22 protein-coding genes are annotated in these 25,095 nt (G+C 37.2%); 14 read left to right on the top strand and 8 right to left on the bottom strand.

The annotated features are described in order from the left end of the window. Nucleotides 1-31 precede the first annotated feature (31 nt). Nucleotides 32-205: a hypothetical protein gene (locus AC6I5C_RS09240; RefSeq protein WP_157503254.1), complete on the bottom strand. Its 174-nt coding sequence runs from the start codon at nt 203-205 to the stop codon at nt 32-34. 93 nt (nt 206-298) lie between these two features. On the opposite strand from AC6I5C_RS09240, the gene AC6I5C_RS09245 reads away from it, so the two are divergent. From AC6I5C_RS09245 to AC6I5C_RS09260, 4 genes are all read left to right on the top strand, one after another. Then, nucleotides 299-1,108, top strand: coding sequence for a DUF1853 family protein (locus tag AC6I5C_RS09245; protein ID WP_497904903.1), 810 nt, complete (start codon nt 299-301; stop codon nt 1,106-1,108). An 86-nt stretch (nt 1,109-1,194) separates the two neighbouring features. Continuing rightward, nucleotides 1,195-3,288, top strand: a complete 2,094-nt coding sequence (gene recQ, locus AC6I5C_RS09250) for a DNA helicase RecQ (RefSeq protein ID WP_497904904.1) — start codon at nt 1,195-1,197, stop codon at nt 3,286-3,288. A gap of 104 nt (nt 3,289-3,392) precedes the next feature. Further along, complete coding sequence (locus AC6I5C_RS09255; RefSeq protein ID WP_497904905.1) at nt 3,393-5,684, top strand: type IA DNA topoisomerase; 2,292 nt, start codon at nt 3,393-3,395, stop codon at nt 5,682-5,684. Next, nucleotides 5,671-6,258: a pseudouridine synthase gene (locus AC6I5C_RS09260; RefSeq protein ID WP_497904906.1), complete on the top strand. Its 588-nt coding sequence runs from the start codon at nt 5,671-5,673 to the stop codon at nt 6,256-6,258. The genes AC6I5C_RS09255 and AC6I5C_RS09260 overlap by 14 nt, the downstream gene beginning before the upstream one ends. A 10-nt stretch (nt 6,259-6,268) precedes the next feature. Here AC6I5C_RS09260 and AC6I5C_RS09265 read toward each other — a convergent pair whose 3' ends face one another. From AC6I5C_RS09265 to AC6I5C_RS09275, 3 genes are all read right to left on the bottom strand, one after another. After that, nucleotides 6,269-6,964, bottom strand: coding sequence for a hypothetical protein (locus AC6I5C_RS09265; protein WP_497904907.1), 696 nt, complete (start codon nt 6,962-6,964; stop codon nt 6,269-6,271). A 93-nt stretch (nt 6,965-7,057) separates the two neighbouring features. Then, nucleotides 7,058-8,581, bottom strand: coding sequence for a DEAD/DEAH box helicase (locus tag AC6I5C_RS09270; RefSeq protein WP_497904908.1), 1,524 nt, complete (start codon nt 8,579-8,581; stop codon nt 7,058-7,060). A gap of 128 nt (nt 8,582-8,709) precedes the next feature. Continuing rightward, a complete protein-coding gene (locus tag AC6I5C_RS09275) occupies nt 8,710-9,189 on the bottom strand; it encodes an Hsp20/alpha crystallin family protein (RefSeq protein ID WP_497904909.1) in 480 nt (159 codons plus the stop codon). Nucleotides 9,190-9,833: 644 nt separating this feature from the next. On the opposite strand from AC6I5C_RS09275, the gene AC6I5C_RS09280 reads away from it, so the two are divergent. Continuing rightward, nucleotides 9,834-10,394 (top strand): ExbD/TolR family protein, encoded by a 561-nt coding sequence (locus AC6I5C_RS09280; RefSeq protein ID WP_497904910.1) that lies wholly within the window; start codon nt 9,834-9,836, stop codon nt 10,392-10,394. Here AC6I5C_RS09280 and AC6I5C_RS09285 read toward each other — a convergent pair. Together AC6I5C_RS09285 and AC6I5C_RS09290 are read right to left on the bottom strand one after the other, a co-directional pair. Beyond that, nucleotides 10,366-10,818, bottom strand: coding sequence for a 3D domain-containing protein (locus AC6I5C_RS09285; RefSeq protein ID WP_497904911.1), 453 nt, complete (start codon nt 10,816-10,818; stop codon nt 10,366-10,368). The genes AC6I5C_RS09280 and AC6I5C_RS09285 overlap by 29 nt on opposite strands. Before the next feature lie 31 nt (nt 10,819-10,849). Continuing rightward, a complete protein-coding gene (locus tag AC6I5C_RS09290; RefSeq protein ID WP_497904912.1) occupies nt 10,850-12,850 on the bottom strand; it encodes an alpha-ketoacid dehydrogenase subunit alpha/beta in 2,001 nt (666 codons plus the stop codon). A 149-nt stretch (nt 12,851-12,999) separates the two neighbouring features. On the opposite strand from AC6I5C_RS09290, the gene AC6I5C_RS09295 reads away from it, so the two are divergent. From AC6I5C_RS09295 to AC6I5C_RS09315, 5 genes are read left to right on the top strand one after another with little or no spacing between them, the layout of a single operon-like run. Continuing rightward, nucleotides 13,000-13,950 (top strand): isopenicillin N synthase family dioxygenase, encoded by a 951-nt coding sequence (locus AC6I5C_RS09295; protein ID WP_497904913.1) that lies wholly within the window; start codon nt 13,000-13,002, stop codon nt 13,948-13,950. A gap of 7 nt (nt 13,951-13,957) precedes the next feature. Further along, nucleotides 13,958-14,287: a translation initiation factor gene (locus AC6I5C_RS09300; RefSeq protein ID WP_053977806.1), complete on the top strand. Its 330-nt coding sequence runs from the start codon at nt 13,958-13,960 to the stop codon at nt 14,285-14,287. Nucleotides 14,288-14,291: 4 nt separating this feature from the next. Next, the gene (locus AC6I5C_RS09305; protein ID WP_497904914.1) at nt 14,292-15,227 is read left to right on the top strand and encodes a DUF1835 domain-containing protein; all 936 of its coding nucleotides are present in this window, start codon (nt 14,292-14,294) and stop codon (nt 15,225-15,227) included. Then, nucleotides 15,217-16,092, top strand: coding sequence for a nucleoside phosphorylase (locus AC6I5C_RS09310; protein ID WP_497904915.1), 876 nt, complete (start codon nt 15,217-15,219; stop codon nt 16,090-16,092). Before AC6I5C_RS09305 ends, AC6I5C_RS09310 begins: the two co-directional genes overlap by 11 nt. A 2-nt stretch (nt 16,093-16,094) precedes the next feature. Then, nucleotides 16,095-16,952 (top strand): substrate-binding domain-containing protein, encoded by an 858-nt coding sequence (locus AC6I5C_RS09315; RefSeq protein ID WP_497904916.1) that lies wholly within the window; start codon nt 16,095-16,097, stop codon nt 16,950-16,952. A 225-nt stretch (nt 16,953-17,177) separates the two neighbouring features. Here AC6I5C_RS09315 and ung read toward each other — a convergent pair whose 3' ends face one another. Together ung and AC6I5C_RS09325 are read right to left on the bottom strand one after the other, a co-directional pair. After that, nucleotides 17,178-17,843, bottom strand: coding sequence for a uracil-DNA glycosylase (gene ung, locus AC6I5C_RS09320; RefSeq protein ID WP_497904917.1), 666 nt, complete (start codon nt 17,841-17,843; stop codon nt 17,178-17,180). Between the two features lie 33 nt (nt 17,844-17,876). After that, nucleotides 17,877-18,854, bottom strand: a complete 978-nt coding sequence (locus tag AC6I5C_RS09325) for an alpha/beta fold hydrolase (protein WP_497904918.1) — start codon at nt 18,852-18,854, stop codon at nt 17,877-17,879. A gap of 157 nt (nt 18,855-19,011) precedes the next feature. Between AC6I5C_RS09325 and AC6I5C_RS09330 the strand changes: the two genes are divergently transcribed. The 4 genes from AC6I5C_RS09330 to AC6I5C_RS09345 all read left to right on the top strand — a co-directional run bounded on the left by AC6I5C_RS09330 (nt 19,012) and on the right by AC6I5C_RS09345 (nt 24,955). Beyond that, entirely contained in the window at nt 19,012-21,180 is a 2,169-nt protein-coding gene (locus tag AC6I5C_RS09330) for an endonuclease MutS2 (RefSeq protein WP_497904919.1), read from the top strand. Continuing rightward, nucleotides 21,177-21,593, top strand: a complete 417-nt coding sequence (locus AC6I5C_RS09335; RefSeq protein ID WP_497904920.1) for a thiol-disulfide oxidoreductase DCC family protein — start codon at nt 21,177-21,179, stop codon at nt 21,591-21,593. Before AC6I5C_RS09330 ends, AC6I5C_RS09335 begins: the two co-directional genes overlap by 4 nt. A gap of 140 nt (nt 21,594-21,733) precedes the next feature. Next, nucleotides 21,734-22,405, top strand: coding sequence for a hypothetical protein (locus AC6I5C_RS09340; RefSeq protein ID WP_497904921.1), 672 nt, complete (start codon nt 21,734-21,736; stop codon nt 22,403-22,405). Between the two features lie 399 nt (nt 22,406-22,804). Next, on the top strand, nt 22,805-24,955 hold the full coding sequence (locus AC6I5C_RS09345) for a DUF4139 domain-containing protein (RefSeq protein ID WP_497904922.1): 2,151 nt from the start codon (nt 22,805-22,807) through the stop codon (nt 24,953-24,955). Nucleotides 24,956-25,095 lie beyond the last annotated feature (140 nt).

The following is a 25,095-nucleotide window of genomic DNA, read 5'->3' on the forward strand; positions in this document are numbered from 1 at the left end:
GAAATATAATAAATTACAATGAAATAATTTATTAAAAAGAGCTGTAAGATGTTTTACAGTTTACAAATACCAAATGGCTTTGTTCCTGTAACATAAATGGAATAATTACCTCTTCCATCGAGCCTGAAATATAAGCCCTAATGGATTGGAAGAGTTCTGTGAAAAGTGTATTACGGATTCCTAAATCTAATAATGCAAACATCATTTACGCAATTGGGCTGCAAAGGTAAAGTTATTATAGATGTTTTTGGAATTAAAACTCTAAAAGTTATCGTAAATTCGAATTTTAACACTTGTAATGGACTACAAAAAGTTGAAATTACGCTACATTGGATACAACGAAACACCTATACTCTGGAAAGGTGACACTATTTATGGTTTACGGCAGCTGGAATTGCAAAAGCTCCCCTTACAACCCTTCAATGAAGATATTAAAGGTCATTTACGTTTAGGGAAGCTAGCCGAACAATTTGTATTCCATAGTTTTAAAACTCATCAAAACATCCAACTAATTGCTTCAGGAATTCAAATTCAAAAGAACCAAAGGACCCTGGGAGAACTGGACGCCATCATTACATTGGATGATACACCCATACATCTTGAAATTATTTACAAGTTCTATTTATATGACGAACAAACAGGGACGGATGAGCTTGAGCATTGGATAGGCCCTAACAAAAAGGACAGTCTCATTCAAAAATTGGACAAACTGAAAAATAAACAACTTCCATTGTTACATCAACCTGAAAGTCAAAATTTTCTAAAACAGCTATCAATCGAGTCAGAGCTCATGGAGCAATGTGTTCTTTTTAAAGCACAACTCTTTGTACCGTGGAACAAGGAACATATTGAGTTCTCTAAAATCAACCAAGATTGTATTCAAGGATTTTATATTAAGGAAAAGGAATTACCGCATTTCAAAAATTGTAAATGTTACATGCCTCCCAAATTGGACTGGTTCATAATCCCTCATCCAGAAGTAGACTGGCAAACATATACCGCTATTGAACCTTTACTTTTAAACCTTCTAAACCAACAAACCTCCCCACTTGTTTGGGTCAAACATCCCAACGGAATGATTTCAAAATGCTTCCTGGTTTGGTGGTGAGTGTTTATTAAATTTGATAACTCTTACCCGTTTCGTTTTAATTACAATTACGATTTATCTAATTTGTGCAGCTCTTATCATATACTATGAAAAGCACCTTAATTTCCACACTAAAAACCTATTTTGGGTATGACACCTTTAGAAGTGAACAACAACAGATTATAGAAACCGTTGTTTCAGGAAAGGATTGCTTAGTAATTATGCCTACAGGAGGCGGAAAATCTATCTGTTACCAACTACCAGCTTTACTTTTTGAAGGCATCACTTTAGTAGTTTCTCCTTTGATTGCGCTAATGAAAGACCAAGTGGACGGTCTATTGGCCAATGGTATTTCTGCAGCCTTCTTTAATAGTAGTCAAAGCAGCGAGGAACAGCAGCAGATCCTTGAAAAAGTTTACAAAAAGGAACTCAAATTATTATATGTAGCCCCGGAAAGCCTTGCCGGTTTACAGCCAATTTTAACCAAACAGCATTTGAGTTGCATTGCCATAGATGAAGCGCACTGTATTTCAAGTTGGGGACATGATTTTAGACCTTCCTATCAAGCTTTGGGTTTTCTAAAAAACTCATTGCCTAATATCCCAATCATTGCTCTAACGGCAACAGCAGACAAAGCCACACGCGAGGATATTGTCACCCAATTAAACATTCCAACAGCAAAACAATTTATATCCTCCTTTGACCGAAAAAATATAGCACTAGATGTAAGACCTGCCAATAACAGAATAAATCAGATAGTCAAATACGTGACCGACAGGCCGAATCAATCAGGGATTATTTATTGTCTAAGTAGAAAAACTACCGAAAGCATTTCTAAAAAACTTAATGACTTTGGTTTTTCATCTTGCGCCTACCATGCAGGCTTGAGTCACGAGGAACGAGAGAGAGTTCAAGAGGATTTTATCTACGACAATATTAAAATTATTTGTGCCACCATAGCTTTTGGAATGGGAATTGACAAATCCAACGTTCGTTATGTCATCCATTATAATATGCCTAAAAACATAGAGGGCTATTACCAGGAAATTGGTCGTGCAGGAAGGGACGGCCTAGATTCCAATGCCATTTTGTTCCACAGTTATGCAGATGTCATCCAACTGAGGAATTTTGCTCAAGGTGCCAGTAATGAAGAGGTACAGATTGCAAAATTAGATAGGATGAAACAGTTTTCGGAAGCTACCAGTTGCCGCCGAAAAATTTTGTTAAGTTATTTTGGAGAGTTACTTTCTGAGAATTGCAATAATTGTGATGTCTGTAATAATCCACCTCAGTTTTTTGACGGAAGCATCATCGCGCAAAAAGCACTATCAACAATTGCAAGATTGAAAGAAACTGAAGCCATAGGAACTGTAATTGACGTTTTGAGAGGTGCCCAAAACGCTACCGTTTTAGATAAAGGCTATAACCAACTGAAAACTTACGGCATTGGCAGGGACATTCCTTGGAACCATTGGCAAAGTTATATCATCCAACTCATCAACCAAGGCTATTGTGAAATCGCATTTCATGAATTTAACGCTCTTAAGCTTACGGCGTTTTCAAAGAACGTCCTATTTCAAAACGACACCGTTTTGTTAACCAAAGTACAGGAAATCAATTCTAAAAAAGCAGCTAAAAATGTCCCACCCCGAGCAGCTTTTGAAAACAGTGCCTTGTTTGAGCATTTGCGCCAACTGCGTCATCAAATTTCAAAAGCCAAAGGTATTCCTCCCTATCAGGTGTTTAGTGATGCAGCCTTAAAAGATATGGCGCGTCTTGAACCAACTACAGAAACCGATTTTCTTGAGGTAAGTGGTGTCGGACAATACAAGCTCAATGCATATGGCGAAGATTTCATAAATGCCATTATTACTTTTAAGACCCAGAAAAAAAATAGCAAAAAAGATACTTACCTAGCTACTTTCAACCTTTACAAACAAGGAAAATCTGTTGAGGAAATAGCTGAAGAGCGTCAGTTGCATCTCAACACCGTCTTTTCCCATTTGGCAAAATTATATCAAGAAGGCAAAGACATAAATATGTATTATTTTGTTTCCAAAAGTGATGTGGAAGCCGTTAAAATAGCCAAGGACAAACTAAACACTCCCAAAGCTTTAAAACCCTATTTTGAATACTTTAATGAACAAATGGACTATTTTAAAATTAGAATAGCCCTAAGTATATTGGAAAGGGAATCATAGAAATATTACTTTTTCTCACCTTTGTTTTTCATTATAAATAAGAATGAAAAGCTCATAAAATATTACCTTGCGCCTTTATAATTACAAAGCATAAAATTTAACCCGTGAAAGTCTGTATTGCCGAGAAACCCAGTGTAGCCCGTGAAATTGCTTCCGTTTTGGGAGCCAATACAAAGCATGATGGCTATTTTGAAGGCAATGGCTACGCGGTTACTTACACCTTTGGTCATTTGTGCACCCTTATGGAGCCCAACGACTATAAACCCCATTGGAAAAGTTGGGATTTGAACAACCTCCCAATGCTCCCCGATAAGTTTAAAACTAAGGTATCTCCCAACGCAGGAATTCAAAAGCAATTCAAAATTGTAAAAAAACTGTTCGACCAGGCCGATGTAGTGATCAACTGTGGGGATGCCGGTCAAGAAGGAGAGTTAATTCAACGTTGGGTGTTAGATCAAGCCAATTACAAAGGCGAAGTACAGCGTTTGTGGATTTCATCCTTGACCACGGAAGCCATTAAAGAAGGCTTTGATAACTTAAAGCCGTCAACCCAATACGACAACCTTTTTTATGCGGGCTTTTCTAGAGCTATTGGAGATTGGCTTTTAGGTATGAATGCCACAAGGCTTTACACTTTAAAACATGGCGGCTACAAGCAAGTATTATCTATTGGACGAGTACAGACTCCTACCCTTGCCATGGTAGTCAATCGCTTTAAGGAAATCGAGAATTTCCAACCACAACCCTATTGGGAATTACAAACGCTCTATAGAGACACCTTATTTAGCTATGAAGAAGGTCGTTTTCTGAAAATGGAAGAAGGAGAAGTCTTGGCCAACAAGGTGAAAGAGGATGAATTTGAAATTGAATCCATCACTAAAAAGAAAGGCAAGGAATACGCTCCTAAACTATTCGACTTAACAGGACTTCAGGTTTATTGCAACACCAAATTTGGGTTTTCTGCCGAAGACACGCTTAAAATCGTTCAACGTTTATACGAAATGAAAGTGGTTACCTATCCAAGGGTTGATACTACTTTCTTACCAACAGATATTTACCCAAAGGTACCTGGCATCCTTCAAAAATTGACCAATTACAGCACTTTGGTGCAGCCGTTATTGGGTAAGAAAATTAAAAAGTCTAGTAAGGTATTCAACGATAAAAAAGTTACCGATCACCACGCGATCATTCCTACGGGAATGCAAAGCCAACTGCAATACAACCAACAACAGGTTTACGATATTATTGTAAGGCGTTTTATTGCTGTTTTTTATGATGAATGTGAAGTATCGAATACAACAGTCATAGGAAAAGCGGCCGAGGTTAATTTCAAAACAACCGGAAAGGAAATTCTGAAAAAGGGCTGGCGTGTTGTTTTTGAAAATCCTGATAAACCTGAAAAGGAATCGGATATTCTTCCTGTATTTACCAAAGGTGAAAAAGGCCCACATGAGCCTTCCTTTTTGGAAAAGCAAACCAAACCACCCAATCAGTTTACGGAAGCCACCTTGCTTAGAGCCATGGAAACCGCAGGAAAACAGGTGGATGATGACGAAATGCGGGAATTGATGAAGGAAAATGGTATTGGAAGACCTTCTACCAGGGCAAATATCATTGAAACTTTGTTCAAAAGGCAATACATTAAGCGAAATAAAAAGCAAATCTTACCGACTGTAACGGGCATTGCCTTGATAGATATTATTCAAAATGAACTATTGAAATCTGCCGAACTTACGGGATTATGGGAAAAGCAATTGAAAGACATTGAAAAAGGCAGTTATAGCGCTAGTATGTTTATAAAAAACATGAAACGCATGGTGGACGAGCTGGTCTATGAAGTACGAAGCGAAACCAAGCGTGCCAACCTTTCTCAAGCTGCCGTAGTAAAGCAACGCGCTGTTAAAGCAGTAGCCACCAAAAAGGCCGGGATTACAGCCGAAACATGCCCAAAATGTAAAAAAGGACAGCTCATTAAAGGAAAAACAGCTTACGGTTGCAGTAATTATAAATCGGGGTGTGACTTTGTGCTTCCGTTTAAAGTGTACAACAAAACCATTTCTGAAAAGCAGTTTATCAGATTGCTCCAAAAAGGATCTACCGTAAATTTAAAAGGGTTTAAAGATGGCTCTTCCTCAGTTGAAGGATTGCTTCGTTTTGATGATAACTTCAAATTGGTTTTGGAACCTAAAAAGACCAAGAAGAAGGAAGTCCCGGAGGTATTGACTTGTCCAAAATGTAAAAAAGGAACTATCATAAAAGGCAAAACTGCTTACGGCTGCAGTGCCCATAAAGAAGGTTGTGATTTTAGGATTTCATATGAAGACATCAGAAACAGGGCTAATGGACAACAATTAACTAAGGAATTGGTTTTTAAAATTATAAATGACTCCATCTAAACCAGAACATAAACATTTCAAAATCTACAAACCTTTTGGAATTTTAAGTCAATTTGTTAGCAATGCCAAGCATGAACAAAAGAAAAAGTTCCTTGGCGACTTGCATGATTTCCCCGAAGGCACCATGGCTATTGGACGTTTGGATAAAAACTCTGAAGGCCTCCTACTCTTGACTACAGATGGACAATTGAGCTATGATATTTGCAGTTCAAAAATTGATAAGGAATATTATGTTCAGGTGGATGGTATGATTACCCAAGAAGCGATTATCAAACTTCAAGAAGGTGTTGAAATTGGTTTTAAGGGCATAAAATATATCACAAAACCTTGTGAGGTTACTTTGTTGGAGACACCTCCCAATTTACCGGAGCGCATTCAAAAAATAAGGGACGACAGACATGGCCCAACATCCTGGATATCTGTTATTATTAGTGAAGGGAAATATCGTCAAGTTAGAAAAATGACCTCTGCTATTGGCTTTCCAACCCTACGATTGGTAAGAATTCGTGTGGGAGATTTTACCCTTGACAACATGCAACCGGGTGATGTTATCCCTACAGAAGTGAGTTTATAAAAAGAAGCTGTTACGGGGTTTCTTTAATGACAAGGATACTGGCTTTAACTCCAGTGAGCAAATTCCACTCCTTTGCGGACACCAAAGTACCATTATCATCATACACCTTAAATTCTGCCGTATTTGGTCCAGATTGCCCTTGATTTAAAGCAAGAAATACAATTCTGTTAAACCCTTCTTGTAAAGGAATGTCAAAAGATTTGTAATTTGAAGTCAGCACCAACCTTGGCACTACAATTTCATCGTTTACAAACACCCGAACCATATCTCCATCGGGGTATTCGTGATCACGACACATGATATTGACAAACTTTCCATTACTCCTATAATCTCCCAAAAATTGGTCAGCCATCGCTTCGGGTTTGATACCAGTGTCAGCCGCAGCTTTGTTCCATCGTTGTTCGTAAATGGTTCCTGGATTGATAAGCGTACTATTGTCAATCATGGAGAATTCCTCCTTTAACTCTCTAACCTCTACTTTACTCTTTAAAGGAATACCATTGATATTATCATCGGTTTTGGTCAACGAGGGAGCATCTGAACTAGGCTTTATCTTTAAATCTGTTGGTATAGAATCCTTTTCCTTGGTTTCTTTCGCAGGAATCTTAATGGACTTATTCTCCTTTTTATCTCCTACCTGGGCTTGAGATTGGGAATATGCCATAAACAGAAAAACCATTAAAAACAGAATTTTGGAATTCTTCATAACTCTAAACATTTCTTTTTCTTGTAGGAAATCAAAGACTATACCTTTTTGCCGAAAATAAGGTGTTTTGCGGAAATAAATTTTAAACTTTAGTTAAAACTTCCCATTAAAGCTCAAGCGTAATTTTCTGTTATACTCCTCGTGGAGCCAATCTTTATAGTTGTCCGTACAATTCATAATGCAGTAGGAATATTGCTTGATACGGTAGGCAATATCATCCTGTAAATGTTTAATTAAGGATCGAGCTTCGTAGACATCTTTACTGCTTTCAATACACATTTGGGAATGTTGCTGAATGGAGCGCTCAATGGCCACAATAGACTTCTGCCCCTCCTGAACCGCCTTTTGATATTCAGCTTTCATATCAAAATCGAAGCTTTTTACACCCTTGAATTTTTGTTTGATAAGTTCTGGCATGGTATAGACAAAGTCTCGCTCTATATCTTCGTCATTTCTGATGTTATCCAAATACAGGTCTGGATATTTAAAAATATGCTGCCAGTCTACGCGTTGGTCCCAAGGGCCAAACCTGATGATGTTATTCCCAAGATCCAACACCAAGAAATCCTTTTTATTGCCAAGAACCCTAGAACCTCTTCCTATCATCTGAAAATACAAAGTCAAAGATCTTGTAGCTCGATTTAAAATAACCGATTCTACAGTTGGCTCATCAAACCCCGTCGTCAAAATACTCACAGAAGTTAAAATGCCATCTGACGTATTTTTAAACCATTTTAAAATATCCCGTCGTTCTTGTTTTGAAGCTGTATTATCCAAATGTCTGATATTTTGGTACCCTGCCTTTTTAAAGGAATAATACACTTCTTTGGAAGTATTGATACCATTATTGAAGATCAAGGTCTTTTTGCCCTTAGACATTTCTTCATAAGCATATAGCAGCTTACTCTGCATCACCGAGTTGGTATAAAGGGCTTCGGATGATTTTACCGTATAATCGCCATTCACCCCAATTTTCAGAGTGCTTAATTCTACATCGTAATTATAAATTTCGGCCTTGGCCAAAAAACCATTCTTAATTAAAGTAGAAATATCATCGCCTACTATGAGTTCGTCATAATTGTCCTTCATTGGAAGTTTGATATTGGAACTCAAAGGTGTAGCCGTCACTCCAAGAATAAAACAATCCTTAAAAAACTTAAAGAGCTTTCTAAAGGAATTGTAGTGGGCCTCATCGATAATCACCAAGCCAATATCTTCCAACTTCAACTTATCATCATTTAGCCTGTTGTTTAAGGTCTCTACCATAGCCACGAAACATTCAAATTCATCTTGATCCGGAAGTTCCTTCACTTTACTATTGATGACTTTGTTTTTCACCCCAAAACCGGACAACATTATAGACGTCTGTTTGCACAACTCGATACGGTGGGTTAAAATGACCACTTTTTTCTGATGATGTTTTATGTAACGTCTCACAATCTCAGAGAAAATAACGGTTTTTCCCCCACCTGTTGGCAACTGGTACAATAGATTATAACTATCCGATTGGGTTTGAATCACATCAAAAATCCGATTGAGATCCGCCAATTGATAATCGTATAAACGTTTCTTGTTTTTTAGTTCCTGGGTGAGCTGTAGAGTTTGAGACATAGACATAATTCCTAGAAAAAATTCTAGTAAAGTTAAGATTTTACATGATTTAATGGAATAGTTGTTAAAAACATTTGAAAAAAATAGGGAGGCTTTAACACCTCCCTTTAAATATAATTAATTGTAATCGATATTTAAGAAACCTCAATACGTTTTGCAGGTTTCTGCTTTGCTTCATCCCTTTTTGGAAGATTGACCTCCAAAATTCCATCTTGATAGGTAGCCTTAATTTTATCTGACTCTACGGTATCTGGCAAGGTAAATGTTCTTTTAAATGAAGAATACCCAAATTCCCTTCTAGTGTAATTCTCGTTTTTCTCTTCATCTTGTGTTTTGACCTCTGAGGAAATCGTCAAAATTTTGTTTTCAATGTTGATATCAAAATCTGATTTTTTCATTCCCGGAATAGCCAATTCCAATTGGAAGGCATCATTGGTCTCTTTTATATTTACTGCAGGCGCTGTAATACCAGTGTTAAAATTGGACAAAAACTCTGTACCAAAACTAGGGTCAAATAAATTGTCAACCCAAGATGAAAAACTTGGCAGTGTGGCAACGCTTCTTTTGTTTGAAGTTGTTTTGCCTGGTTTAGGCAATGTTACTAAAGTACTCATGTTGTTCATTTTTTAAGTTAAACAAAAATTCACCTATCACTAAACAAAATAGATACCAAAGCAATGTTTATGTTAAAAAACTGACATTTCTACACTGCACAAGTCATTTTGTCGGGCAAAACTCACGGTAAACCAATACTAAAGAACATTTTGACTGTTAAAATCTGTTAAAAACCAAAACTTCAGTGTTTTAACCGTAACATTTTTTAATTGGGGGCGTCTATAAAGTAAATCATCAATCATTAAAAACGAAATATCATGAGAACTTTAGACACAAATCAATTATCAGAAACCTTACACGGAAGCAAGAGCAATTCTTGGAATAACAAGAGACGATTTAGAATAACATTCTAAAAGCGAAAAGAAAAATTACCAATTACATCATCAATCAAATTTCATCATCAATCAAGAACCAACAGTTAACAATCATTAAAAATCAAAAGCTATGAAAGCGTTATCTAAAATTATTGACAGTACTCACAGTAGAGAAGATGATTTGGAAACGTTGAAGTGACAACAGAATTTTCATCAATCAATCATCAGGAAAATCGGCATAAATCCATTATTTATGCCGATTTTCTTTTTAACAAAATTTTATGGTATCATTTTTGTGAAGGGTTCATTAAACCATAAATCCTTGACATATGAAAACTTCACGACACGCCGCACCCCAAGTAAATGCAGGCTCCATGGCCGATATTGCATTTTTATTGCTCATCTTCTTTTTGGTTACTACCACCATTTCCATGGACTCAGGCTTAAGTAGAAAACTTCCGCCTCCTTGCCCTCCAAACACCGATTGCAATGCAGATATTAAGGAACGAAACATCCTTAGAGTCATGATAAACCCAAACAATGACATTTTGGTGAACGAAAAAATTGTTGCGATTCAAGACCTAAAACAGGTTGTTACAAATTTTATAGACAATAATGGCATAAAAACCTGTGACTACTGTCACGGAAAATCTGAAATCACATCCTCCGAAAATCCTCAAAAAGCAGTGATCTCTTTACAAACTGCAGCGAAGACTAAATATGAGTTTTACATTGAAGTTCAAGATGAAATCACTAAAGCTTATTACGATTTAAGAGCAACCTATGCTAGTGAAATCCTAAGAAAGCCCAGTGATAATTTAACCGAAAAAGAATTAAAGGAAGTAAAAGAGGCCTATCCTTTTATTTTGTCTGAAGCTCAGACGGAATAGAATCAGGTACAATCTCCACCTGATATTTGATTTTCACCTTTTTTCGCCCCCAATTTCTGGCAGAATCCACATCCACTCCCATATAGATATCAATTCTATTGGTCCAGCGGGTGTGCATTTTGTCTTTCACCAAAAATAACCCATCAAAACCTTCAATCATTACAGGCGTATCGTGTTTAAGGCCTTTTTTCAACAAATCCCTAGATACTGCAATATATTTCAATCCTGGTTTCAAACTATCGCCAAAAGCCGTAATGTGAGGATTGGAATTGGTCTGACTTTCAAGAGAATTGTATGCTGTCGCCGTAACCTTCAAAGTTTTCCACTCATGTGTTTTGGGTGGTTCAACTTCCTTTTTGCAAGATACTGCAAACACCAAAAACAGAACTCCCAAAACTTTTATAATACTAGTGTTGGACAGCATAATTTAAATTTTCAACAATGAACGTTACAATCTAATATTCTATCAATTCCTTGAGAGCCTCTTCAAATCTGGCTTTTGCCAAATATTGATTTTCCAATTGCGAAATAAATGGAATCGGGGTTTCCAAACTTGCCACACGCTTTACAGGCGCATCCAAATCCTCAAAACACTCCTCCATAATCATTGCAGACAAGTCGCTAGCAATCCCTCCAAACAAGGAGTCTTCCTGAAGAATTATTACTCTCCCTGTTTTTCTCACCGAAGCAAAGACAGTCTCCGCATCTAAAGGCTGTAAAGTCCTTAAATCGATCAAATCGGCTTTAATATCAGGGTTGGCTTCTAAACTTTCCAAGGCCCAATGTACAGCCGCTCCATAACTAATAATCGTGACATCAGTTCCTTCCTTCAAAAGAGCAGCTTTCCCCAATGGCAAGGTAAAATAATTAGCAGGAACCTCCTGTTTCACACTTCTATACAAAGCTTTATGCTCAAAAAACAACACTGGATTAGGATCGTTTATGGCGGTTGCTAATAAGCCTTTGGCATCATATGGAAATGCTGGGTATACTACTTTTAACCCAGGTGTTTTGGTGAACCAAGCCTCATTCGTTTGCGAATGGAATGGCCCCGCAGCAACACCAGCTCCACAAGGCATTCTCACAACCACATCGGCCTGTTGCCCCCAACGGTAATGCGATTTGGCCAAATAATTAACAATAGGGTTAAAACCTGAACTCACAAAATCCGCAAATTGCATTTCTACAACCGCCTTCATACCTGCAATAGACAGTCCCATCCCTACTTCCACAATGGCCGATTCACAAATTGGGGTATTTCTTACGCGGTCTTTGCCAAAGGCTTCTACAAAGCCTTCAGTGATTTTAAACACACCTCCATATTCGGCAATATCCTGCCCCATAACCACCAGATCCTTATGGCGTTCCATGGACTGTTTTAAACCTTCTGAAACCGCATCTATGAAACGAATTTCAACAACCTCTGAGCCCGCTTCAACATTTTCATATATATAATCTTTATAGACATCTCCCAATTCCTTTTCTATATTTGGTTCTATGGGCGATTCGTCATAAGCCATTTGCAAATGCTCATTGATTTCTTCCGCAATGCTTTCTCTTGCAGCGGCTATTTGCTTATCGGTAATAACATTGGTTTCCTTTAAATATAACTCAAAATTGCTCAAAGGATCTTTTGCTGCCCATTCGTCCATTAATTTTTGTGGAACATATTTGGTTCCACTAGCCTCCTCATGGCCACGCATTCTAAAGGTTTTAAACTCAATAAGAATTGGTCGCGGACGCTTACGGATACTTTCGGCCAATTTTGAAACCTTGGTATACACTTCAATAATGTTATTTCCATCTATAATAAAGGATTCCATGCCATAGCCCTTTCCTCTATCGGCAATATCTTTGCAGTTATACTGCTCGTTAGTTGGTGTTGAAAGTCCATATCCATTGTTTTCCACACAAAAAATAACGGGCAATTGCCACACAGAAGCCACATTGAGCGCTTCGTGAAAATCTCCTTCACTAGTCCCTCCTTCTCCCGTAAACACCGCAGTAACCTGTTTTTTCTTTTTTAACAAACTCGCCAAGGCAATACCATCTGCCACACCCAATTGAGGTCCCAAATGGGAAATCATTCCTATAATATTGTATTCTTGAGTTCCAAAGTGAAAGGAACGATCGCGTCCATTGGTAAAACCACTGGCTTTTCCTTGCCACTGACCGAACAAACGATGCAATGGAATGTCCCTAGAAGTAAATACTCCCAAATTTCTATGCATTGGCAACACATACTCTTCCTTTTGTAAAGCCATGGTCACCCCTACGGAAATAGCCTCCTGACCAATACCTGAAAACCACTTCGAAATTTTCCCTTGACGCAGTAAAATCAACATCTTTTCCTCTATCAAGCGTGGTTTTAGCATCTGCTTGTAGAGTTGGATCAATTTCTTGGAATCTAAATTCTTTTTATCGTAGATAATGTTGCTTTTGATGGACGTTAGCATATGGATATTGTTTCTTTTCTCAGCCAAATTTAATTAAAAATTATATCTGCCTTTCTTAAACTTATTTTTTTTTAGCCAAGACCATTTGTACTAAATTTTAGCTATGTTTTCGTTATTTTTGTATTATTACAACTATAAATACCTTAATAATGAACGCAATACCAAGTGTTGACCTTCAGGATTTTATTTCAGGAGACCCCATTAGAAAACAAAAATTCGTAGATGAAATAGGAAAAGCCTATGAAGATATAGGATTTGTTGCCCTTAAAGGCCATTTCTTGAACGACAAGTTGGTGGAGTCACTTTATTTCGAAGTAAAACGCTTTTTCGATCTTCCCCTAGAAACCAAACAGAAGTATGAAATTCCAGGAATTGGAGGGCAACGCGGTTATGTTTCTTTTGGAAAAGAAAGTGCCAAAGGTAAAAAAGAAGGCGATTTGAAAGAATTTTGGCATTTTGGCCAATATGTTGACGACAACCCCAAATTGGCCGAAACATATCCCGACAATGTTACTGTTGAGGAAGTTCCTGAATTTAATGCCGTTGGAAAAGAGGCCTACAAGATGTTGGAAAAAACGGCTAAATACGTATTGCGCGCTCTAGCCCTAAGACTGGAGCTTCAGGAATCTTATTTTGATAATTATATCCACAACGGTAACTCCATTTTAAGACCCATCCACTACCCTCCTATTAAAGAGGAACCCAAAGAAGCCGTTAGAGCTGCGGCCCATGGCGACATTAATTTGATTACCCTTTTAATGGGAGCACAAGGTCGCGGTTTACAGGTGCAAAATCACAAGGGCGAATGGATTGATGCCATTGCCCAACCTGACGAACTCATGATTAATGTGGGAGACATGCTATCAAGACATACCAATAATAAACTAAAGTCTACTATTCACCGTGTGGTGAATCCTCCAAAGGAACTTTGGGGAACGTCTCGCTATTCCATTCCATTTTTTATGCATCCCGTTTCTGAAATGAAATTGGACGTTTTGGATACTTGCGTAGATGAAGAACATCCCAAATTATACGAAGACACCACCGCAGGGGAATTCCTTCACGAACGTCTAGTAGAACTAGGACTCATTAAACAATAATTACTTTATGGATTTACAGGATCAATTAAAACACCTTTTCCCAGATCACAAGCCTGAACCTGAAACCGAAACTGCCACACCAGAAGATGATATCTGGATGCAGGACGACCCCATTATTTGCAAATACGAAAAGCGTAAAGGAAAACCTATCACCATCCTTGAAGGCTATACAGGTGCTACCGAAGATTTTAAACTCTTGGCCAAAGAACTCAAAACCAAGCTAAGTGTTGGCGGTAGTTTTAAAGACGATAAAATTATCATTCAAGGAGATTACAGAGATAAAATCATGCAGATTCTAAAAGAAAAAGGATTTGCAGTAAAACGCGTAGGAGGATAACTTTATGGAGACGCTTCACATTACAAATGGTGGTCAACTCACCAAAAAATTGTTAGAGTACGATATTACCGGTGACATTCTCACTTGGGACGAAATGCTTTGTGAAGGCCCTACCACCGAAGATATAGACTCCAAGGAGTTCGTTCAATTGCGAAAGGAATTCTTTATGGATATTTACGGTTTGGAATTTGATGAAAAAAAGTTCTACATAGACATCAATAAACTTAATAACCCCGAAAACTATTCGGAAATCATCTTGTGGTTTGAATACGATCTATTTTGCCACATCAATCTTATTGCAGTACTAAGCCTTATTCTTCAAAAGAAAATGAACCTCCCTCTCTACCTCGTTTGCAGTGGGCGTGTGGAAGGCGAAAAAAACCTCAAGGGCCTTTCGGAACTTACCCAAGATCAACTCTTGGAACAATATGATGACAGGATACTCTTGAAAGATTTTGATATTAATATGGCAGATACTTTATGGAGTATTTACTGCGGAAAGGACCACAATCTGCTAAAGCCTTACATTACCACAAATTCTTCTTTTGAATATTTAAGCAATTGCCTAAAAGCACATTTGGAGCGTTTTCCGGATTCTAGAAGCGGATTGAGTGCCTTGGAACAAAATATCTTAATTATTGTTAGGGACAACACCATAAAATCCCGCCATCACCTGTTGGGCTACATTTTGAATTACCAAGGATATTACGGTTTTGGAGATATTCAAATCAACCGATTGATTGAGCATCTTTCCATGTTTTTTGATGAAAGTGAAACCGATATTTCACTGAACAGAAAAGGACATGAAGCCCTTTTAAATCAATCGAATTTTGCCATGGACATCAACAATAATATTTGGTATGGCGGTGTGAACCGCTTGGATTTCCAATTCAGCAAACAGGAGAACAAACTCATCAAAACCCCCATAAATGCCATTTAAAGCTTCGGAACTTATTTTAAATCCAGATGGTTCTATCTACCATCTCAATTTATTACCCGAAAATGTTTCCGAAACCATCATTTTGGTAGGAGATCCAGATAGAGTTGATCAAGTTTCTCAATATTTTGATTCCATTGAATTCAAAAAAAGAAAACGGGAATTCCATACTCAAACTGGCACTTATAAAAACAAACGCATAACAGTAATCTCCACTGGAATTGGAACCGACAACATTGACATTGTACTAAATGAACTGGATGCTTTGGTAAATATTGATTTTTCAAGAAAAGAAATCAAAGAAAACCTTACTTCATTGGATATTATTAGAATTGGAACTTCCGGCTCTTTACAAGAGCACATTCCTGTAGATAGCTTTGTTATTAGCAAACAGGCTATTGGTTTTGATAATCTTTTGACATTTTACAACTGTCAAAATTTAGAAGTATTGGAAGATGTTTCTGAGAGCTTTATGCAACACTCTAATTGGTCCATAGAAAAATCAAAACCCTATGTTATAGGATGTGACACTTCTTTGTTTGAACGTTTAAAATCACCTGAAACCATTGATGGTTTTACAGGTACGAATGTTGGATTTTATGGCCCACAGGGAAGAATATTGAGATTAAGCATTGAAGATCGGGATTTGAACAGTAAATTAGCAACCTTTAAATATAAAGGATTATCGATCACCAATTTGGAAATGGAAACTTCTGCTATTTATGGGTTATCAAAATTACTGAACCACAAAGCGGTATCTATGAATGCCATTATAGCAAATAGAGCTATAGGAAAATTCAGTAACAATCCTAAAGAGACAATTTCGCGTTTAATACGCTATACATTAGATAAATTAACGGAGAATTAAAGATGAAGACCGTAAAAATAGGTGGAGTACCGGAACATTTCAATTTAGCTTGGTATTTGACTTTGAAAAATGGAGAATATAAGGATGCAGGCATCAATCTAAGATGGAAGGATTATTTTGGCGGCACAGGTGAAATGTGCAATGCCTTGCGTGAAGGAGAAATTGATTTGGCCGTAATTTTGACGGAAGGCATCATTAAGGATATTATTGAAGGCAACCCGAGTAAAATAGTACAAACCTTTGTAGCATCGCCACTTATTTGGGGAATTCATGTGGCTCATGATTCCCAATACCAAACTATCGAGGACCTCAAAGGGACTAGAGCTGCCATTAGTCGTTTTGGCTCTGGTTCTCATTTAATGGCCTACATCAATGCGCAAAATAATGGTTGGAACCCTGAAACGGATTTAGAGTTTGAAGTTATAGACAATTTGGATGGTGCAATAGAAGGACTCACCAACAATGTAGCCGATTATTTTATGTGGGAGAAATTCACTACCAAACCCATTGTAGACAACGGTATTTTTAGAAGGGTTGGCAATTGCCCAACACCTTGGCCCTGTTTTGTGATTGCGGTAAGAAATGAATTTTTGGAAACGAACCCAGATACGGTTAAAACCATTTTAGAAATCGTTAATAATACCACCAAAGGTTTTAAAGACATTCCAAATATAGACCAAACTATTTCCAAAAGATATGACCAAAAATTGGAAGATGTTCAGGAATGGTTAAGCTTAACCGAATGGTCACAAGAAAATCTGGACAAGGAAACTGTTGAAGTCGTTCAAAACGAGCTATTTGATTTAAACATTATTAACTCCAAAGTTGACTATGAAGAACTCGTTTCTAAAGTTAATTAGAAGTTAACGATATATAATCAACATTAAATTGGGGTTTATATGAAAATAAAGCCCTAATTTTACGTTAGAATTGACCCAACCACCAACCTATGTTTTTAACCATTGTATATATTCTTGCTTTTTTAGTCGCATTAAATTTTGCGCTACTCTTTTTTAGTTGCAACAAAACCACTAAAAAAACATCTCAAAAGGAAGTTAAACCAATACCGGTAGTAAAGAAAAAAGTTACCACTCAATCGGCTCCTGTCCAGCTTTCTCGAGCAGCAAGTTAGTTTTACTGAAGTGCTTATTTCCAAACCAATACCCTCTGTTGGCACTTAATGGAGATGGATGTCCAGAAATTAATACGTGGTGTTTGGATTGATCTATAAGTTTGATTTTCTTTTTGGCATAACCGCCCCAAAGTAAAAACACAACATTCTCTTTTTGTTCACTAATGCACTTTATGACCTGGTCCGTAAAGGTTTCCCAGCCTTTATTTTGATGGCTGCCCGCTTCATGCGCCCTTACCGTTAAAGTAGCATTTAAAAGCAGTACCCCTTGTTGTGCCCATCGTTCCAAGTTACCCGAAACAGGATATGGCACACCAAGATCGGTTTCAATTTCCTTGAAAATATTGATTAAGGACGGTGGATGTGAAATACCATCGGTTACTGAAAAACAAAGGCCGTTGGCTTGTTTTGGTCCATGGTAGGGATCCTGCCCAATAATAACCACTTTTATGTTTTCAATGGGACACCATTCAAAGGCTGAAAATATTTGCCTTTCTGGAGGGAAACAGATGTGTTGACAATATTCGTTTTTTACAAACTCGGTTAAATTTTCAAAATAAGGTTTACTAAATTCTTCTTCTAAATACGCTTTCCAAGTAGGCTCAAATTGTACGTCCATGTAATGTCTTTCCTTAATTTTGGGTAATATATTTTATTTTTCTTCAGACCCTGAATCCAAAAATTCCAATATTTTGGTGTTCACCATTTCTGCTTGGTCAATGGATAAAAAATGACCTGCATTTGGAATAATTTCAGCGTCAATATGAGGAATATTTTCCTTGGCAACCTCTAAACTTTTTTCGTTATTTATCAAATCATCATCGCCAATCAACACTAAAATAGGCATTCCCAAGGAATGTAACTCTTCTTTGGAATAGGGTTTCATATCCACTACAAACCTATTGATAGAATCCAATTGACTCCCCAAGAAATATTGATCGACATAAGTTTGGTCTATTTTCTTCACATTAGCCGACATCGATTCCAAAACATTCTCCAAACGCTTTTTTTCTGGAGATAAGGCATATATAATATTCGCCAACAAGCCTGTGCTGGGCTGAATCCATTTAAAAGTCTGAGCAGGACTTAATAGAACCATTTTCTTAATTTTAGTTTGGTCATGTAAAGCTATTTTCACCGAAAGCCAACCACCTCGAGAGGCTCCAATAATATTGAACCTCTCTAGTTGCAACTTTTCAAAAATCTCAAAATACCAAGACACAATCGATTCAATGTCCTTCACCTCTCTCGTCAAATCAGATTTTCCTGGTTCAATGAGTAAATCAATTGCAAACACACGATGATTTTTAGACAAAGCTTTAGCATTGGGATACCAACTGGTGGCACTGGCATTCATTCCATGCAACAAAACAGTCGGCTCACCATTTTTTGGACCGCTTACGATTACATGGGCCATACCAAAACTGGTTGGCACATAAAGTTCTTCATAATTCGTCCCCCACAATTTCAAAGCCTTATCGTAAGCTTCAAAATATGGACGCTGTTCCTCATTCATTTGTAAGATATAGGAAGGCTTTGCTTCAAATTCAGCATAATCATTGTAGTTCTTTTGACATTGAATAGTCAAAATCCCAATAGCAAATAGCAATAAAAGTGTCCTGATTTTCATGCCTGTGAATTTATTCTCAAATCTAAGCATTTAAAATTCAATTACTGAGAAAACAATTCACCTCAAAACATGCAACCGCTTTTAAAACATAATACGTAACTTTGCTTTCTTATAAAATTTAGATAGTTTCGTCTGCCCTTTTTATTACAGGAATTCCATGATAAACATTCATAAAAAAACATTACAGGATATAGAGTTCAACGTTGTGCTCTCACAAGTATCTGAACATTGTATTACGGATTTAGGCAAAACTGAAACCTTAAAAATTGTGCCGTTTCCAAATAAGGAGACTTTACACATGGAATTAGGTTTCACCAACGAATATTTGTCCTCCTTTTATAATGAAAACCGTATTCCTAATCATGGTTTCGATTCCATTGCAAAAGAGCTTCAATTTTTGAATTTGGAAGGGGCTTTTTTGGATCCTTATGGCTTCAAAAAAATTGTAAATATCTCTGTGACCACAAACGAAATATTGACGTTTTTAAAGAAGTTCGAGGATTACTACCCAAGTCTTAGTAAAAATGCTGCTTCCATTGAAATTACCAAAATTCTTATCGATAAAATAAACACGATTGTTGATCGATTTGGAGATATTAAGGATGGCGCCAGCGAACACCTTTACGAAATAAGGCAAGCCATTAATTTGATTAGGGGAAAAATAAACCAAAGTTTTGTTACGGCGCTAAACGCCTATGCCAGTCAGGACTTTTTGGATGACATTAGAGAAAGTGTCATTGAAAACAAACGGGTTTTGGCTGTTAAGGCCATGTACCGCCGAAAGATAAAAGGCAGTATTTTGGGAACCAGCAAAACAGGAAGCATCATTTATATCCAACCGGAAGCGACCTTTCATCATGTTCGGGAACTCAATAATTTGGAATTTGATGAAAAAGAAGAAATAGAGCGCATTTTAAAAGCCCTTACGGAATTTACCAGACCCTTTGTAGACTTACTGAAGCAATATCAAGCCTTTCTTGTAAAAATGGACGTTGTTTTTGCTAAAGCAAAATACGCTCAATCTATGAATGCTGTTTTGCCTGAAATAAATGATACCAAAACTTACACGGTTAGAGATGCCTTCCATCCCCTATTGTTGCTTTCAAACAAGAAAAAAGGCCTAAAAACATTTCCGCAAAGCATTGAACTTAATTCTGAAAATAGGATTATAGTAATTTCAGGACCTAATGCCGGAGGAAAAAGTATCACATTGAAAACTATTGGAATCCTTCAGGTTATGCTCCAAAGCGGGATGCTTATCCCTGTGCATGAACGCAGTTCTCTTTGTTTGTTTGACAGAATCCTCACCGATATTGGAGACAATCAATCCATAGAGAATCATTTAAGTACCTACAGTTATAGGTTGAAGCAAATGAATTACTTCCTAAAGAAATGCAATCACAGCACCTTGTTTTTGATTGATGAATTTGGAACAGGAAGTGACCCTGAATTGGGAGGGGCTTTGGCTGAAACATTCTTGGAAGAGTTCTACCATCGGGAAGCTTACGGAATTATCACAACCCACTACTCCAATCTAAAAATATTGGCCAATGAATTGGCATACATGCAAAACGCCAATATGATGTTCGATGAAAAGAGTTTGGAGCCCATGTTTAAATTGGTATTGGGACAAGCAGGAAGCTCCTTTACTTTTGAAGTTGCCCAAAAAAATGGAATCCCGTACAGTTTGATCAATCGAGCGAAGAAGAAAATTGAACGCGGTAAAGTAAGGTTCGACCAAACCATTGCCAAACTTCAAAAGGAACGTTCTAAACTGGAAAAAACCGAAAGGTCCTTAAAGGTCAACGAGCAGAAAAAGCAAAATGAAGCGGAACGATTGGAAGAAATCAATTCCAAAATCCAGAAGAAACTGGAGAGCTATCAAGAATTATACGACAGCAACCAACGTTTAATTTATTTAGGTCAAAAAGTAAATGAATTGTCCGAAGCTTATTTTGAGAACAAAAAGAAGCGCCAACTTATGGACGAATTGTTCAAATTGGTGCAAATAGAAAACTCCAAGCGTAAAAAGGTTTCGGCCAAAAAGAAAAAAGAACAAAAAGCCAAAGAGCAAAAAGTAAAGCAGGAAGCAGAAAAAAAGGTTGAAGAAATCCGACAAAAGAAAAAAGTAGCCAAGGAAAAAGCTGCCCAACAACCAGCGAAACCAAAAGTTGCTTTAAAAATTGGCGACCGCGTGAGAATGCAAGACGGAAAAGCCGTTGGAAGTATTGATAAAATAGAAAAAAACAAGGCTACCGTAAACTATGGTATCTTTACCACGACTGTAAATATTGACCAGTTGGAACTTGTCCAAAGACAAAAATGATAACATTGCCAGCAAATAAGGAATTGATTCTGTTTGATGGAGTTTGCAATCTCTGCAACACTTCCATACAATATGTCATCAAACATGACAAACAGAATAAGTTTGTATTTGCAGCTTTGCAGAGCGACATTGGAAAATCCGTTATTGAAAATCACGGTATAGACACAACCAAAATAGACTCCATTTTACTGCACACACCGAACAACAAAATATACTACAAATCGACTGCAGCTCTTAAAATTGCCTCAAAATTAGGATTTCCAATATCCATTATGAGCATTTTTTTGATTGTACCAACTTTCATTAGAAATTGGGTATACGATTTTATAGCCAAAAATCGCTATAAATGGTTTGGCAAAAAAGAATCGTGCATGATCCCCACACCAGAACTCTCCTCAAAATTTCTTGATTAGCGAAAATTTGGATTAATAAAATTCGCACATTACCCTCATAATTTACTGATTATTAAAATTTTATTGTAATTTTAATTACCACCTAAATTTTACATTCTGGTGGCACCAGAACCATATTATTAATCCATTTTTAACTTCTTATGAAAAATACCTTAAAAATCTTTTCGGTTTTAATGTTGTTTATTGTTGTTACGGGCTGCTCAAGTAGTATCAAAGTGTTGGATTCTTGGAAATCTGATAATGTAGCGCAAATCAAGGACAACAATGTTTTGGTCATTGCCAGAACAGATAATAATCAGGCGCGAATCGCTTTTGAACGCGATATTGCAGACAAACTTATCAGCAATGGAACAAAAGCCACTCCTAGCTATTCTGTGCTACCATCCACCATTAAATTGGAAGAAAAGCACACCGAAGTGGAGCTTGAAAATTTCAAAACCTTTCTAAAAAATGAAGGCTATAATGCTGTTGTTTTAACAGTGATTAAAGACTACCAAGAGGCCTCAAAAACCTACACAGATGGAGGTTACTATGCAGGAGCGACTTATCCAAGCTACTATCCTGGGTATTATGGAGGCTTTTATGGGTACTATATGCACCCTATGTCCTACTCCACCTATGGAAGTTATACACCAATGACCTCCACAACTGTTACCCAAAAAACTTTTATTTTAGAAACTGTGGCTTATGACCTTGACCAACCTGATGGTAAGCAATTAGTTGCGGTGGTTACTACCAAAATTGAAGACCCAGAGAGTGTCACTAAAAATGCCGAGAAATACACAGAGGAAATAGCAAAAGCGCTTAAATGACAAGGCAATTTGTTATTTAATATTCAATAAAAAAGGTCTTGAAATTCATCAAGACCTTTTTTAACAATTAACAACTAATTAAAAACTAATTTAACTCTATAAATTGCTTTTTAATAATGCTTACAACCAACCTCTTGAGTAATAAGGCATTATTCTTTAACCATTTTAAAATTACATATTCCAACTCTTTTTTGTTAAAATTATCGTTTAGTAGCAAAAAAAAATGATTAACATATTAAAAATGCAAATATCCTCCATAAACAACCATTTCTTACACAAACGTCAACCATTTAACTCATCGAAAAAACCATTTCACTAAACAAATTGTAGCCTTAACTCATTTCCTTTTTCTTACTTTCCTATTCCATGATAGTTTTATGACACTTTAAAACTACAATCATGAAATCATACGTTATCTTTTTTCTTTTCCTTACAGCTGTTTGCTTTGCAAACACAAACGAAACAGAGTCTTCGTTAAAGGAAGTCACCGTCTACCTTGATGGTGCCCAAATAACCAGAACTGCCACTGTAAACTTACCTCTTGGAACTTCTGAATATACCTTTTCCAAACTTTCCCCTTATATTCAGGAAAGTAGCATTCAAGTTTCAGGCTTGCAAAGCGCCTCTATTCTCTCAATCAACTATGGGATCAACTATCTTTCCAAACAACCAAAAACCAAAGAAATAGAAGCCCTTCAGGAGCAAATAAAATCCATTTTGGATCAAATTCAATTTGAAGATGATTTAATTGCTGGGTATAAAGAAGAATTGTCTATCATTCAACAAAACCGTCACTTGGGTAGTGACACGCAAGTGGTTTCTTTGGAAAAACTAAAGCAATTTGCCTCATATTACAGACAGCGAATTACCGAAGTGAATACCTTGATATATGAGTCTTACAAAAAGAAAAGGGATTACGAAGACAACATTGCAGACATTAGAAAACAGCTTCAAGAATATAATGTTGAAGAAAAAGTTCAGACTGGGGAAATCAAAGTGAAATTCAACACCGCTAAACCATCCACACTTAATATTACCTTGAAATACAATGTCAGCAATGCTGGATGGTTTCCTACTTACGATTTAAAAGCGAACAGTATCAATGCTCCCATCGACATGCAATATAAAGCACATGTATACCAAAACACGGGTGTAGATTGGAACGATATAAAAGTGATGCTTTCCACCAGTGACCCCAACACCAACAACGAAAAACCAGATCTAGATCCTAAATACCTAAACTTTATATCCCGAAACAGTCATTACGAAAGAACACGGGCCACAAAAAGCTATAATTACAAATACAACCCAATGGTACAAACCGTATCTGGTATTGTAACTTCAGCGGCTGATGGATTACCTCTACCAGGCGTAAATGTTATGGAAAAAGGAACCAACAATGGCGTACAAACCGATTTTGATGGTAAATATACCCTGCGAACCACTGGAGGCAAAGAGCTTGTATTTTCCTTTGTAAGTATGATGACGGAAGAACTCCCTATTCATTCCAGCATTATGAATGTAGCCTTGGAAGAAGATGTTGCAGCCCTTGAGGAAGTCGTGGTTGTTGGTTATGGAGTTCAACCAAAATCTGATAATACTCCTGGTTATCAAAACAAAGTACAGGCCATGATGGATGCCGAAAATTTTGATGATGTTTCATACACGGGAGCAGTTAGTACCATAGAAGGCAAAGTTGCCGGCCTAAATGTAAACATCAGAGGTATTAATTCAATCTCAAATTATAGTGAACCGTTATATGTACTTGACGGAGTCCCTGTCTCCAAAAAGGAATTTGAAAATATTTCACCAAATAGTATTGGTTCTGTTGAAATCTTAAAAGGCAATGAGGCTTCAGGACTCTATGGAAGCAGAGCTTCAGATGGCGTCATTTTGATTTCTACAAAAAAACTTACCGCTACGGGAGAAATCATTGAAGAAGGTGTCACCAACAAGCGTTTCGAAATCCAAAAGGCCTACAGTATGCCCTCCAATGGAGACATCACTGTTATTGAAATTGATAAATTCTCGATTCCTGCAAGCTATTCCTATTATGCGGCACCTATCTTAAATGAAAATGTTTTCCTAACCGCCAAAATTGGCAATTGGGAACAGTACAACTTATTGCCTGCAGAAGCGAATGTCTATTTTGAAGGCAGTTACTCAGGGAAAACCAATATCAACCCTCAAACTACTACAGATACCTTAACCGTATCCCTTGGGGTTGATCCTAACGTGGTGGTGAAACGAAATCAAGTGAATGATTTTAAAAAGACCAATTTTATAGGGAACAATAGGATTATCAACAAAATGTATGAATTGGAACTAAAAAACAACAAACAGACTCCTATCGATATTGTGATCATGGACCGTATTCCAATCAGTCAAAACAAGGATATTAAAGTTGAGGACATCGAAACCGGCACCTCTCAGTACAATGATGAAAAAGGTTTGATGGAATGGAAAACGGTACTTGCTCCTGGCGCTACAGATACTTTCAAATTTTCATTCTCCGTAAAATATCCAAAATACAGGCAAGTCAATCTATAAAAATCCCCAAAATCCCAGCACGATTACATCAACTTAAGCCCGTCTTCCGTTAGGCAGGAACCTCTTAAGTTCCCAAGAGAGACGTGTCTAATCTCCCTTGGGTAGCAAAAAAACTGCTAGAACTATCGTGTTGGGATTTC

The organism is Mangrovimonas sp. sgz306409 (genome assembly GCF_059735265.1).